We start from the raw sequence: 13,129 nt of genomic DNA on the forward strand, positions 1-13,129 counted from the left end.
CATGAGTGAACAGAACCTGATCGAAGTGCGCGACCTGGCCGTTGAGTTTGTGACCGGGGACCAGGTCAACCGCGTAGTCGACGGCATCAGCTTCGACATCCGCAAGGGCGAGACCTTGGCACTGGTGGGCGAAAGTGGCTCGGGCAAGTCCGTCACCGCGCACTCGATCCTGCGCCTGCTGCCCTACCCCCTGGCCCGCCACCCCAACGGCAGCATCCGCTACGAAGGCAAAGACCTGCTGCAGCAGAACGAGAAGACCCTGCAACGCATTCGCGGTAACCGCATTGCGATGATCTTCCAGGAGCCGATGACCTCGCTCAACCCGCTGCACTGCATCGAGAAGCAAATCAACGAAATCCTGTTGCTGCACAAGGGCCTGACCGGCAAGGAAGCGACGGCACGCACGTTGGAGCTGCTGGAACTGGTCGGCATACCCGAACCACAAAAGCGTTTGAAGGCCCTGCCCCACGAGCTGTCGGGCGGGCAACGCCAGCGGGTGATGATTGCCATGGCGCTGGCCAACGAGCCGGAGTTGCTGATTGCCGACGAACCGACCACGGCGCTGGACGTGACTGTGCAGTTGAAGATCCTCGACCTGCTCAAGGAACTGCAGGCGCGCCTGGGCATGGCACTGCTGCTGATCAGCCACGACCTGAACCTGGTGCGCCGCATCGCCCACCGCGTGTGCGTGATGCAGCGCGGGCAGATTGTCGAACAAGCCGAATGCGCCACGCTGTTCAGTTCCCCGCAGCACCATTACACGCAGATGCTGATCAACGCCGAGCCCAGTGGGCTGCCGGCGCACAACCCGGTGGGCGCGCCGTTGCTTGAGGTGGATGACCTGAAGGTGTGGTTCCCGATCAAGAAGGGGCTACTGCGGCGCACCGTTGACCATGTGAAGGCGGTGGACGGCGTCAACTTCAGCCTGCCTCAAGGACAGACGCTAGGCATTGTTGGCGAGTCCGGGTCGGGCAAGTCGACGCTCGGCTTGGCGATCCTGCGGTTGATTTCCAGCCAGGGTGGCATTCACTTCCATGGGCAGAATTTGCAAGGGCTGAACCAGAAGGCCGTGCGGCCGCTGCGACGGGAAATGCAGGTGGTTTTCCAGGACCCGTTCGGCAGCCTGAGCCCGCGCATGTGCGTGGCGGACATTGTGGGCGAAGGGTTGCGCATTCACGGCATTGGTACGGCGCAGGAGCAAGAAGCGGCGATCATTGCAGCGCTGGAGGAAGTGGGGCTGGACCCGCGTACACGGCATCGCTATCCCCATGAGTTCTCGGGCGGGCAGCGCCAGCGTATTGCGATTGCACGGGCGCTGGTGTTGAAGCCTGCGTTGATCCTGCTGGATGAGCCCACCTCCGCGCTGGACCGCACCGTGCAGCGGCAGGTGGTGGAGTTGCTGCGTAATTTGCAGCAGAAGTACAACCTGACCTACCTGTTCATCAGCCATGACCTGGCGGTGGTGAAGGCGCTGAGTCACCAGTTGATGGTGATCAAGCATGGGCATGTGGTGGAGCAAGGGGATGCGCAGGCGATCTTCCATGCGCCGCAGCATCCGTATACGCGGCAGTTGCTGGAGGCGGCGTTTCTTGAGGTGGATGATGCCGAACCGGGCATGATGCGCTAAAGATCAAAGTATGGGCGGTTGCTGCAACTGCCCATACGCTGACCGCTGCAGGACCGTACAGCATTGGAGGCTTCCTCGTGACTATCTCACCGTCCCCCGTCGGCCCGATGCTCAGGCACTGGCGCATGCTGAACCGGGTCAAGCAGCTGCACGCCGCGCAGATGTTCTGGGGTGTGCCAGTCCCCATAGTTCAGCCCTTCATCAGATTTTCTGACAACAATCGTCTTTCATCATCAGCCAGAACAGGCATAAATTCTCCACCGTCAACTCCCAGTAGCAACGGTAGAGCCTCATGTCCAGCCCACAGCACCCGTCCGCCTCCCCTACCCTGACCACGCTGATCAGCCGTTCCGGCCTGCCCAGCCCTTCACTCAGTGAAACGCAGGCTCACGCCGTATTGCAGGCGCATTATGGTCTCGACGGTGACCTGGCGGCACTGGGCAGCCAACAGGACCTCAACTTCCGCGTGGACGCGCCGCAAGGGCGCTACGTGCTCAAGGCATGCCACGGCAGCTATGCCCAGTTGGAGCTCGAAGCACAACATGCCGCCCTGGCCTACTTGCGCGAACAGGGGTTGCCAGTACCCGCCGTGCGCCCTGCCAGCAACGGCGAAGGATTGCTGGCACTGGACATCGACGGGCAACCGCTGCGCCTGCGGCTGCTCGACTACATCGAAGGCCAACCGTTGACCCGCCTCAAACACCTGGAGCCACGCCTGATCGCTGAACTGGGCGGGCTCTGTGCGAAGCTGGACAGGGCGCTGGTCGACTTCGATCACCCCGGCCTGGTGCGCACCCTGCAATGGGACCCGCAACATGCCCAGGCGCTGATCGACCACCTGTTGCCGGTTCTGCAAGACAGTGGGCAACGCACCCGCATCGAACACGCCACTCGCCAGGCCTGCGCGCGCCTGACGCCGCTGGTGGACCAACTGCCGATCCAGCCTGTGCACCTGGACATCACCGACGACAACACCGTGTGGGCGCGCAACAGTGAGCGCCAGTGGCAACTGCAAGGGGTGATCGACTTCGGCGACCTGATGCGCACCTGGCGTATCGCCGACTTGTCTGTGACATGCGCGTCGCTGCTGCACCACGCCGAGGGCGACCCGCTGCGCATCCTGCCGGCAATTGGCGCCTATCAGGTGCTCAACCCGCTGACCGAGGCCGAGCTACGCGCCCTGTGGCCACTGGTGATCAACCGCGCTGCGGTACTGGTGTTGAGCAGCGCGCAGCAACTGGCCGTGGACCCCGGCAACCAGTACACCCGCGACAACGTGGCCCATGAGTGGGAAATCTTCGACACCGCCACTGCCGTGCCTTTCGCGCTGATGGAAGCCGCCATCCTCCAGGCGGCAGGCGTGCAGATCGGCGTTCCAGACTTGAACGGTTGCGCCCCCCTGCTCCCCGACCTGGCCGGGCAGGAAGTAACGCGGGTCGACCTAGGTGTGCTCAGCCGCCATTGTGAAGCGGGTAACTGGGAGCAACCCGGTTTCGACCAGCACCTGCTGAGCGCGCAAACGGCCCCGGCCTGCACCCTGCACGGGCAGTATCGCCTGTCGCAAACCCATATCGACCGGCCCGAAGAGCCTGCGACCTGCGCCCTCGGCGTTGAGTTGCGTGTGCCCAACGGCAGCCAGGTGCAAGCACCCGAAGCCGGCACCTGGGTGCGCCATGGCGACGGCCGCGGTTGCCTGCAAACCGCGCACTGGGCCTTGTGGTTGCAGGGCCTGGAAGATGCACCCGCCGATGGGCAGGCGATGGAAAAAGGCCAGTCGCTGGGCCATAGCTGTGGTTTCCTCAGCGTACAGCTGTGCCTGGACCTTGCCCTACAGCCGCCCTTCTTCGCCACCCCGTCCCACGCCGACGCCTGGCTGGCCCTGTGCCCGTCGCCGGCCGCGCTGCTGGACCTGGACTGCGATGCCGAGCCGCTGCCCGACCCACAGGCCCTGCTGGCCCGCCGCGACGCCAGCTTTGCCCGCTCGCAGAAGCACTACTACGCGCAACCGCCACACATCGAGCGCGGCTGGCGCAACTACCTGATCGACATGCAGGGCCGTTCGTACCTGGACATGCTCAACAACGTCGCGGTACTGGGCCACGGCCACCCGCGCATGGTCGCCGAGTCGGCGCGGCAATGGTCGCTGCTGAACACCAACTCGCGCTTCCACTACGCGGCCATCAGCGAGTTCTCCGAACGCCTGCTGGACCTGGCGCCCGAAGGCTTCGACCGGGTGTTCATGGTCAACAGCGGCACCGAAGCCAATGACCTGGCCATTCGCCTGGCCTGGGCCTACAGCGGCGGGCGCGACTTGCTGAGCGTGCTGGAGGCCTACCACGGCTGGTCGGTGGCCACCGACGCCATCTCCACGTCCATTGCCGACAACCCGCAAGCCTTGGAAACCCGACCAGACTGGGTGCACCCGGTCGAGGCGCCGAACACCTTCCGTGGCCGATTCCGCGGTGCCGACAGCGCGGCTGACTACCTGCGTGACGTCGATGCCAAGCTGGCCGACCTCGATGCCCGTGGCCGCCAGCTGGCGGGCATCATCTGTGAACCGGTGTACGGCAACGCTGGCGGCATTTCGTTGCCGGCCGGTTATCTGCGCGACGCTTACGCCAAGGTCCGCGCCCGTGGCGGCGTGTGCATCGCCGACGAGGTACAGGTGGGTTATGGCCGCTTGGGCGAATACTTCTGGGGCTTCGAGGAGCAAGGCGTGGTGCCCGACATCATCACCATGGCCAAGGGCATGGGCAACGGCCAGCCGCTGGGTGTGGTCATCACCCGCCGCGAAATCGCCGAAGCGCTGGAGGCCGAGGGTTACTTCTTCTCCTCGGCCGGTGGCAGCCCGGTCAGCTGCCGCATCGGCATGGCGGTGCTGGACGTGATGCAGGAAGAAGGCCTGTGGGACAACGCCCGCGACACCGGGCGCTACTTCAAGGCCCGCCTGCAGGCGCTGGTCGACAAGCATCCGCTGGCCGGCGCAGCGCATGGGACTGGCTTCTACCTGGGGCTTGAACTGGTGCGCAATCGCGAAACGCTGGAGCCGGCTACCGAAGAAACCATGGCCCTGTGCGACCGTCTGCGTGAGCTGGGCATCTTCATGCAACCCACCGGCGACTTCCTGAACATTCTCAAGATCAAACCGCCGATGTGCACCACCCGGGCGAGCGTGGACTACTTTGTCGACAGCATTGACCGGGTGCTGGGCGAAGGCTTGTAAGTTTCAAGGCGTGGGCCCGATGGCTGCGGCCCACGCCTCCAGTGCCTCACACGCGGCCATCGCGATCTGTTCATCCGTGCGCCCGCTGAACTGACGCTCAATTGCGTCGGCGGCAATCAGCCCGGCGACGGTGGGCTTGCCCACGGCATCGGTCAGGTCCAGCCACTCACCCCAACTGGCAGGCACGTCATACCAGCGCAGGTAGCCGGAGGATGAACTTGGCCACCAGCGCTCATCGAACTGCAAAATCACCTTTTCCAGCTTGCCCATGCCCAAATGCGCCAGCGCGCGTTGCTGGGTTTCAGGTAACTCAGGGGTGAAGTGCATCGTTTTCAACACACCTACGGGGACGGTGCAAATACAGAAATCGCAGGTTTCATCATTCACCATGACGGCTGTGCCTGACCAGTCGATACGGGCTACTGGTGTGTTCAACCGAATGTCCAGGTTTTGCGTCAGCACATCGACCAGCTCGCTGTAACCACCAGGCAGCATGCAGTCGCCATGCCCGACGCCTTCTTCGTCCAATGCGCTGACCGACAGCTGCGTCACCGGTAAGCACGCTTCCAGCACAAGGTTGGCATCAATGGCGAACTGCGCGGCCCGTACGCCAGCAGGGTCCAGTGTGGCCATATAGCCGCTGATCGCCTCAGACAAAGGCAACTGCCGGTCAACGCGCTCGATGAAGGCAGCCCAGGCGCCTTCGACATCTGGCAACACTCCGTCACTTGCAGCTGCTAGCGGGCGGCTGAAGTCGGTCTCGATGCAAGCCAAACCCTGGCGCTGCGCAATGGCGGCCAATGGGTTTTCAGCAAAATGTTGAAGCCATGCCGCACCTTCATCGGCCTTCACACTCCCCAGCTCGACTGTATGCGTGCGCCCGCCTGTACGCCCTCGTGCTTCCAGCACAATGCAATCGATACCCTGGCCCCGCAAGCGCTGTGCCGCAGCCAGGCCCGCACAACCGGCACCGATCACGATCACCTTGCGTGCCCCGGCCGCCATTGCAGCCTTTGCGGCGCGCTGCCCATCATTCCATGCACCATGAGTCATTGCCGGGGCGCGGGTGTCACAAGCTTCTCCGGCGATGACCAAGCGCTCATGCAGCACTTGGCCCAGGTCACTTCGATGCTGCCGCGTCCCGCCCGGCAACAACGCACTGTAAGCTCCGAGGCTGAACGGGTCTGCACTCCAGTGAGTGACATGCCACGCGGTTGGTCTATGCACGCTCTTCTCCATTGAGGGAACTGTCCTGTACGTGCATTAATGTTCATAATTTCCATCAATAAAAGATGATCATCATCAGGTTTACTGACAATGGCCTTTTCCAGCGACTCCCTGGCAATCTTCCTCGCCGTGCTCGACGCCGGGTCGTTCTCGGCCGCCGCCCGCAAGCTGGGCCGTGTGCCTTCAGCCGTCAGCATGGCGGTCGCCCAGCTGGAAGCAGAACTGGACCTGGTGCTGTTCGACCGGGCCACGCGCAAGGCCTTGCCCACCAGCGCCGCCTTGGCGCTGGAGCCGCAAGCCAGGCAGGTGATCTGCCAGCTCAACCTACTGGACGCCCAGGCCCTGCAACTGCACAAAGGGCTGGAAAAACGCCTGACCATCGCCATGGCGCCCGAGTTGCAAACCGGCCGCTGGAGCCAGCCACTGGAAATTTTGGCCCAGGAGTTTCCCAGCCTGGAAATCGAAGTGCGTTCAGCCACACAGACCGAGGCCGTTCGCTTACTGCATGAAGGCAGCGTGCAACTGGCGCTGGTGTTCGAGCGGCCCGGTATCGACGAGCGTGAGTCATTCCTGGAAGCCGGCAGCCAGTTGCTGGTGGCCGTTGCATCCCCCCGCCACCCCGCCGGGCAGAACAGCGGCACACCGTTGCCCGAAGAGGCCTTTGCCGAACAACGGCAGATCATCGTGGCCTCGGGCAAGGCCACCGGGTCAGACCCGCGCATGGTGCTGTCGCGGCGCATCTGGCTGACCGACAGCTACCTGGCCACGCTGGACCTGGTGCAGTCCGGCCTGGGCTGGGCCTACCTGCCGCAGCCGCTGGTCGAACCGCTGATTGCTTCAGGTGCGCTGGCCGAGGTGCGCTTCGACAACATGGCCAGCCGCTTGCGCTTGTGGGTGGATATCATCTGGGTCAAGCCGCGCCCCTTGGGCTTGGGAGCGCGGCGCTATCTGGAAGTGATGCGCCAGCTGTTCGACAGGGAGCCGGCCAGGGCCTGACGCCCTTTCACCCACCGGGGTAGATGCCCGGATCAAGCGACCGGCGCTACCAACCTGTACCCTACCCCCGCCTCGGTAATGATGAACCGTGGCGCCGTGGGGTCATCACCCAGCTTCTGGCGCAGATGCCCGACCACGATCCGCAAGTAATGAGTGTCTTCCACATGGGTAGGCCCCCAGATGTCCTTGAGCAACTGCTGCTGGGTAATCACCCGCCCCGGATGCCCGGCCAACAGCGCCAGCAAGGCATACTCCTTGCGCGTCAGCGCCACCTCGACGCCCTCCAGCGTCACCCGGCGGAAGGCAAAATCCACGGTCAACGGCCCGAAGCTGGCCGCCACCTCCGAACCACCGGTCTGCGGCACCTGGCGCAGCAGGGCACGCACCCGCGCCAAGAACTCCTGGATGCCGAACGGCTTGGTCACATAGTCGTTCGCCCCGCCATCCAGCGCATCCACCTTCTGGACCTCACTGGCGCGCACCGACAACACCATTACCGGCACCGCACTCCACTCGCGCAGCTCACGCAGCACCTGCTGGCCGTCCATGTCCGGCAGGCCCAGGTCGAGCACCACCAGGTCCGGCTTGCCCAATGCTGCCTGAGTGAGCCCTTCCTCACCGGTTGCGGCTTCGATCACCTTGTAGCCCTGGGAGGCCAGGCTGATGCGCAGGAACTTGCGGATCTGCGGTTCATCGTCGATGACCAACAGGGTGGCGGACTGGCTCATGGGGTTTCGCTTTCGGCTTCAGGTTGAGGGGGCAGTGGCAAGCATAGAGTGATGCCGGTGCCCTGGCCATCGATGCCTTCGCCTACCAGTATCTGCCCGCCATGGGCGCCGATCATGCCCTGGCAGATGGCCAGGCCCAGGCCGGTACCCTGCCCGCCACGGTCACCACGGGCGGCGGTGTAGAACATGTCGAAGATCTTCTCGCGGTCGGCCACCGGAATGCCGGGCCCTTGGTCAAGGACGGCAAAACGCAACTGCATGTCCTGCACCGATACGTGGAGTTCAAGCCGACCATTGGCCGGCGAGAACCGTGCCGCGTTTTCCAGCACATTGACCAGCGCCTGCTCGATCAGCGCTGCATGCACGAACAGCAGCGGCAGCTCGGCCGGCACGTCAGTGTGCACACGCAACGGGGCAAGCACTACGCGCAGGCGGTTGAGCGCACTGCCAGCGATGTCGCCCGGCGCCACCCAGTCGCGTGCCAGCTTGAGGCCGCCGTGGCCCAGGCGGGTCATGTCCAACAGGTTCTGGATGTACCGGTCGAGGCGCTCGGCCTCGTTGCGGGTGCCTTCCAACAGCTCACGGCGGTCTTCAGGCGGGATGGCCTCGCCCAACGCCAGCAGGCTGTCGATGCTGCCACGCATGGCGGTCAACGGCGTGCGCAAGTCGTGGGAAACGGACGCCAGCAAGGCACTGCGCAACTGCTCGGTTTCGCCATGCAGGCGTGCGGCCTCCAGCTGCTCGGCCAGGCGGGCGCGGGCCAACGCCTGCGCCAGCGGCTGGCCAAGGGCGGTGAGCAGGCGCCGACGCGGGTCGCTGAGCGGCTGGCCGGAACGCGGGCGTACACCGAGCAGGGCCAGGGGTTGTTCGTCTACCGCCAGCGGCCACCACCACCAGCGGCCATTGGGTAGGGTGTCACTGCCATGGCCGGCGGCCTGGCCATGCTGCCAGGCCCATTGCGCGGCGGCGCGTTCGTTGTCGCTAAAGGCGTGGGCTTCACCACTGGCCACCTGCAGCTGGCCTTCGGCGTTGCGCTCCAGCAGGCACACCTGCATATCCTGCCAGCCATCCAGATGCTGGCCGGCGGCATTGAAGACGGCCTGGCGGTCGGTGGCCACCGTCAGCCGGCGCGACAGGTCGAGCAACTGGCTGGTCTGTGCCTGGGTCTCGCGCAGCGCCTGCAGTTGGCGACGCTGGCGGGCGGCCAGGTTGCCGGTAAGCGCGGCCATCAGCAGGAAGAACACCAGGGTCAGCACATCTTCTTCACGCTGGATGCTGAACGAGAAGTTGGGCGGAATGAACAGGAAATCGTAAGTCAGGAACGACAACGCAGCACAGGCCAGCGCAGGCCCCAGGCTGCTGCGTACCGCCACCAGCAACACCGCCGCCAGGAACACCAGCGAAATGTTTGGCAACGCCAGCACACTCGACACCGCCCAGGACAGGCCTGCTGCCATGACGGTGGCCACTAGCGCCAGCAGGTAATGCCGCCACACCCACACCCGCCGCACCGCCGAACGCGGCGCTTGCGGCTGCACATCGCGGTCCAGCACGTTGATTTCCAGGCCATGGCTCTCACGCAACAGCCGCGCCGCCACCCCGGCACCGAACAGGCGCCGACGCAGGCGGTCGCGGGACTGCCCGACCAGCACCAGGCTGGCCCGGCGTTCGGCGGCATGCTGGATCAACGTGCGCGCCACTTCGCCGGCACGCAGCACCACCACCTCCCCGCCCAGGCGCTCGGCCAGTTGCTGCGCGGCCTGCAGGCGATGGCGAGCGGTTTCGTCACGCAGGCGGCCGTTGTCCACATGCACCATGCTCCAGGGCAGATGGCGGCGCTGGGCCACGCGGCTGGCGTGACGCACCAGGCGCTCGGCCTGGTCGTCGCCATCCACGCCCACCAGCAACCGGCCACGCAAGGCCGGGGCCTCCTGGCCACGCTGGCGATAGCCATGGGCCAGGTCGGCATCGACCTGCGCGGCGGCAGTCTGCATGGCCAGTTCGCGCAGCGCGGTAAGGTTGGTTTGCGAGAAATACGCGTCGATCGCGGCCCGCGCCTGCTCCGGTACGTACACCTTGCCTTCGCGCAAGCGTTCGAGCAGCTCGCGCGGTGGCAGGTCGATCAGCACCAGCTCGAAAGCTTCCTGCAGCACCCAGTCCGGCAGGGTTTCGCGTACGAGCACGCCGGTAATGTCGCGCACCTTGTCGTTGAGGCTTTCCAGGTGCTGGACGTTGACCGTGGTGTACACGTCGATGCCGGCGGCCAGCAATTCCTGCACGTCCTGCCAGCGCTTGGCGTGCCGGCTGCCGGGGGCATTGGTGTGGGCCAGTTCGTCGACCAGGGCCAATGTTGGCGCGACCTTGAGCAGACCGTCGAGGTCCATTTCTTCAAGCGTGACGCCGCGGTACTGGCTGCGCAGCAGGGGTTGCTGCGGCAGGCCGGCGAGCAACGCCTCGGTTTCGGCGCGGCCGTGGGTTTCGACAACCCCGGCCAGCACTTGAACACCTTGGCGTTGCTGGGCGTGGGCGGCCTGGAGCATGGCAAAGGTTTTGCCGACGCCGGGGGCGGCGCCGAGGAAGACCTTGAGCCGGCCCCGGCCTGTGCGTGGGAGGGTGGCCAACAGCGCATCGGCGCGGGCGGAATCACTCATGTTTCATCCTTTGGAATCTGCGACGGTCGACCAAAGGGCCTGCTTTGCAGGCCCCAATATCAGTGGTTCAAATGCTCAAGTGCCTGGTTCAGCGCCAGTACATTGACCACCGGCGGGCCGATCAATGGGTGGAGGGTGGCCTCTTCCACCAAGGCTTGCAAGCGCTCCTCCGGCAGTTGCCGCGCTGCTGCCACGCGCGGAATCTGGTAAGCCACGGCCTCTGGCGGCAGGTGAGGGTCGAGGCCGCTGCCCGAGGTGGTCAGCAACGCCTGCGGCACCGGCCCCTGCGGCGCCTGGTACAGCGTTGCGGCGTCCCCCTTTACCCGCTCGGCCAGCGCCGGGTTACTCGGCGACAGGTTGCTGGCACCGCTGGCCACGGTGGCATAGGCACCCGCCGAAGGCCGCGCATGGAACCAGCCATCACCCTGGAACGCCTGGGCGATCAGCGCCGAGCCACGCACCTGCCCCTGGTCATCGCGCACCAGACTGCCATTGGCCTGTTCCGGGAAAGCGACCTGGGCAATGCCCGTGACCGCCAGCGGATACAGCGCGCCAGTCACCAGCGTCATCAACAGAGCCAGGCTCAACGCCGGGCGTACATAAGCATTCATGGCGGCCTCCTCAGACCAGGTTCAGGGCATTGAGCAGCAGGTCGATCAGCTTGATCCCGGCAAACGGCACCACGATGCCGCCCAGCCCGTAGATCAGCAGGTTGCGCCGCAACAGATGCGCCGCACTGGCCGCCTGCACCCGCACGCCACGCAGCGCCAGCGGGATCAGCGCGATGATGATCAGCGCGTTGAACACGATGGCCGACAGGATCGCGCTCTGCGGGCTGGCCAGGTGCATCAGGTTGAGCACGCCCAGCTGTGGATAGATGGCAGCGAACAGCGCCGGCAGGATGGCGAAGTACTTGGCCACATCGTTGGCAATGGAGAACGTGGTCAGTGCGCCACGGGTGACCAGCAGTTCCTTGCCAACCTGTACCACGTCCAGCAGCTTGGTCGGGTCGCTGTCCAGGTCGACCATGTTGGCCGCCTCGCGCGCGGCCTGGGTGCCGTCGTTCATGGCCATGCCCACATCGGCCTGCGCCAGTGCCGGGGCGTCGTTGGCACCGTCGCCGCACATGGCCACCAGGCGGCCGTCGTTCTGCTCCTGGCGGATACGCGCCAGTTTCTTCTCAGGGGTGGCCTCGGCCAGTACGTCATCCACCCCCGCTTCGGCTGCGATGGCGGCGGCGGTCAGCGGGTTGTCGCCGGTCACCATCACCGTGCGAATGCCCAGTTTGCGCAACTCGGCGAAGCGCTCGCGGATACCCGGCTTGACCACGTCCTTGAGGTGGATCACGCCAAGCAGACGCTTGTCGATGCACACCAGCAGCGGTGTGCCGCCACTCTGGGCGATACGCTCCACTTCGCGGGCCAGCGCCGGGGGCATTTCCAGCCGTTGCATGCCGACGAACGCCAGCACCGCATCGACGGCGCCCTTGCGGTAGCGGTGCTGCTGGAAGTCGATACCCGACAGACGTGTTTCGGCACTGAACGCCACGGCATCGAACTGCCCGGTAGCCGGTTCGATAAAGTCGTGCAGTTGGCGCAGGTACTCGACAATGGACTTGCCTTCGGCGGTGTCATCGGCCAGCGAGGCCAGCAGCGCACCCTCCCCCAACTCCTTGGCGGTGATGCCCGGTGCAGCATGCAGCGCGCTGCAGCGGCGGTTGCCAAAGGTGATGGTGCCGGTCTTGTCGAGCATCAGCGTATGCACATCACCGGCTGCTTCCACCGCCCGGCCGGAACGGGCGATGACGTTCAAGCGCACCAGACGGTCCATGCCGGCGATGCCGATGGCCGACAGCAGGCCGCCGATGGTGGTAGGGATCAGCGTGACCAGCAGCGCGGCCAGGAAGATCAGCGGCAGGCTGCCACCCGCGAAGTGGGCGAAGGGCTGCAAGGTCACCACCACGATCAGGAAGATCAGCGTCAGGCCGATCAGCAAGATGTCGAGGGCAATCTCGTTCGGCGTTTTCTGGCGCCTGGCGCCTTCGACCAGGGCGATCATGCGGTCGAGAGTCGATTCGCCCGGGTTGCTGGTGATACGGATCAACAGCCAGTCGGAGACCAGCCGGGTATTGCCGGTCACGGCCGAGCGGTCGCCGCCGGACTCGCGGATCACGGGGGCAGACTCACCGGTAATGGCGGCCTCGTTGACCGCCGCGATACCTTCCAGCACCTCGCCGTCGCCGGGGATCATTTCGCCCGCGACTACGCGCACTACGTCATCTTTGCGCAACGCGCCGGCTGCAATGGTTTCGTAGCTGCCATCACGCTTGCGACGCTGTGCGGTCAAGCCTTGGCTACCGGCCTTGAGGCTGTCGGCGCGGGCCTTGCCACGGCCTTCGGCCAGCGCCTCGGCAAAGTTGGCGAACAGCACGGTAAACCACAGCCACAGGGCGATTTGCACGGCAACCCCGGTGCTCACGCCACTGCCGGGGGCGAAGCACAGCACAGTGGTCAGCACCGCGGTCAGGGCCACCACCAGCATCACCGGCGAACGTTTGAGCTGGCGCGGGTCGAGCTTGACGAACGCCTGCACCAGCGCCGGGCGCCAAAGCGCGGCGAAGCGGGTCTGGTCCTTGGCGGTGTGCCGCGCTTTAACTTCAGGAATGGGCATGTTCATG

At 65.2% G+C, this 13,129-nt stretch carries 8 protein-coding genes; 3 read left to right on the forward strand and 5 right to left on the reverse strand.

The window, feature by feature from the left end; genetic code table 11:
• Position 1: 1 nt before the first annotated feature.
• A complete protein-coding gene (locus FHW75_RS20695) occupies positions 2 to 1,627 on the forward strand; it encodes an ABC transporter ATP-binding protein (RefSeq protein ID WP_019096480.1) in 1,626 nt (541 codons plus the stop codon).
• A 292-nt stretch (positions 1,628 to 1,919) separates the two neighbouring features.
• Positions 1,920 to 4,850: an aminotransferase gene (locus tag FHW75_RS20700; RefSeq protein ID WP_183674442.1), complete on the forward strand. Its 2,931-nt coding sequence runs from the start codon at positions 1,920 to 1,922 to the stop codon at positions 4,848 to 4,850.
• 3 nt (positions 4,851 to 4,853) lie between these two features.
• Here the strand turns inward: FHW75_RS20700 and FHW75_RS20705 are convergent, their stop codons facing one another.
• Complete coding sequence (locus tag FHW75_RS20705; RefSeq protein ID WP_183674445.1) at positions 4,854 to 6,089, reverse strand: NAD(P)/FAD-dependent oxidoreductase; 1,236 nt, start codon at positions 6,087 to 6,089, stop codon at positions 4,854 to 4,856.
• A gap of 78 nt (positions 6,090 to 6,167) precedes the next feature.
• On the opposite strand from FHW75_RS20705, the gene FHW75_RS20710 reads away from it, so the two are divergent.
• The gene (locus FHW75_RS20710; RefSeq protein WP_019096477.1) at positions 6,168 to 7,073 is read left to right on the forward strand and encodes a LysR family transcriptional regulator; all 906 of its coding nucleotides are present in this window, start codon (positions 6,168 to 6,170) and stop codon (positions 7,071 to 7,073) included.
• A 32-nt stretch (positions 7,074 to 7,105) separates the two neighbouring features.
• Here the strand turns inward: FHW75_RS20710 and FHW75_RS20715 are convergent, their stop codons facing one another.
• From FHW75_RS20715 to kdpB, 4 genes are read right to left on the reverse strand one after another with little or no spacing between them, the layout of a single operon-like run.
• Positions 7,106 to 7,801 (reverse strand): response regulator, encoded by a 696-nt coding sequence (locus FHW75_RS20715; RefSeq protein WP_016711620.1) that lies wholly within the window; start codon positions 7,799 to 7,801, stop codon positions 7,106 to 7,108.
• The gene (locus tag FHW75_RS20720; RefSeq protein ID WP_027608720.1) at positions 7,798 to 10,452 is read right to left on the reverse strand and encodes a sensor histidine kinase KdpD; all 2,655 of its coding nucleotides are present in this window, start codon (positions 10,450 to 10,452) and stop codon (positions 7,798 to 7,800) included. Before FHW75_RS20720 ends, FHW75_RS20715 begins: the two co-directional genes overlap by 4 nt.
• Positions 10,453 to 10,511: 59 nt before the next feature.
• The gene (kdpC, locus tag FHW75_RS20725; RefSeq protein ID WP_019099711.1) at positions 10,512 to 11,063 is read right to left on the reverse strand and encodes a potassium-transporting ATPase subunit KdpC; all 552 of its coding nucleotides are present in this window, start codon (positions 11,061 to 11,063) and stop codon (positions 10,512 to 10,514) included.
• A 10-nt stretch (positions 11,064 to 11,073) separates the two neighbouring features.
• On the reverse strand, positions 11,074 to 13,128 hold the full coding sequence (kdpB, locus tag FHW75_RS20730) for a potassium-transporting ATPase subunit KdpB (protein WP_019099710.1): 2,055 nt from the start codon (positions 13,126 to 13,128) through the stop codon (positions 11,074 to 11,076).
• Between the last annotated feature and the right edge of the window lies 1 nt (position 13,129).

This window comes from Pseudomonas sp. OG7 (genome assembly GCF_014192825.1).
Taxonomy (GTDB): Bacteria; Pseudomonadota; Gammaproteobacteria; order Pseudomonadales; family Pseudomonadaceae; genus Aquipseudomonas; species Aquipseudomonas monteilii.

Bases quoted from the DNA above. Each gene is read 5' to 3' on its own strand.
- FHW75_RS20695 (WP_019096480.1), top strand. From the start codon at position 2: ATGAGTGAACAGAACCTGATCGAAGTGCGCGACCTGGCCGTTGAGTTT.
- FHW75_RS20715 (WP_016711620.1), bottom strand. From the start codon at position 7,801: ATGAGCCAGTCCGCCACCCTGTTGGTCATCGACGATGAACCGCAGATC.
- FHW75_RS20720 (WP_027608720.1), bottom strand. From the start codon at position 10,452: ATGAGTGATTCCGCCCGCGCCGATGCGCTGTTGGCCACCCTCCCACGC.
- kdpC (WP_019099711.1), bottom strand. From the start codon at position 11,063: ATGAATGCTTATGTACGCCCGGCGTTGAGCCTGGCTCTGTTGATGACG.
- FHW75_RS20700 (WP_183674442.1), top strand. From the start codon at position 1,920: ATGTCCAGCCCACAGCACCCGTCCGCCTCCCCTACCCTGACCACGCTG.
- FHW75_RS20705 (WP_183674445.1), bottom strand. From the start codon at position 6,089: ATGGAGAAGAGCGTGCATAGACCAACCGCGTGGCATGTCACTCACTGG.
- FHW75_RS20710 (WP_019096477.1), top strand. From the start codon at position 6,168: ATGGCCTTTTCCAGCGACTCCCTGGCAATCTTCCTCGCCGTGCTCGAC.
- kdpB (WP_019099710.1), bottom strand. From the start codon at position 13,128: ATGAACATGCCCATTCCTGAAGTTAAAGCGCGGCACACCGCCAAGGAC.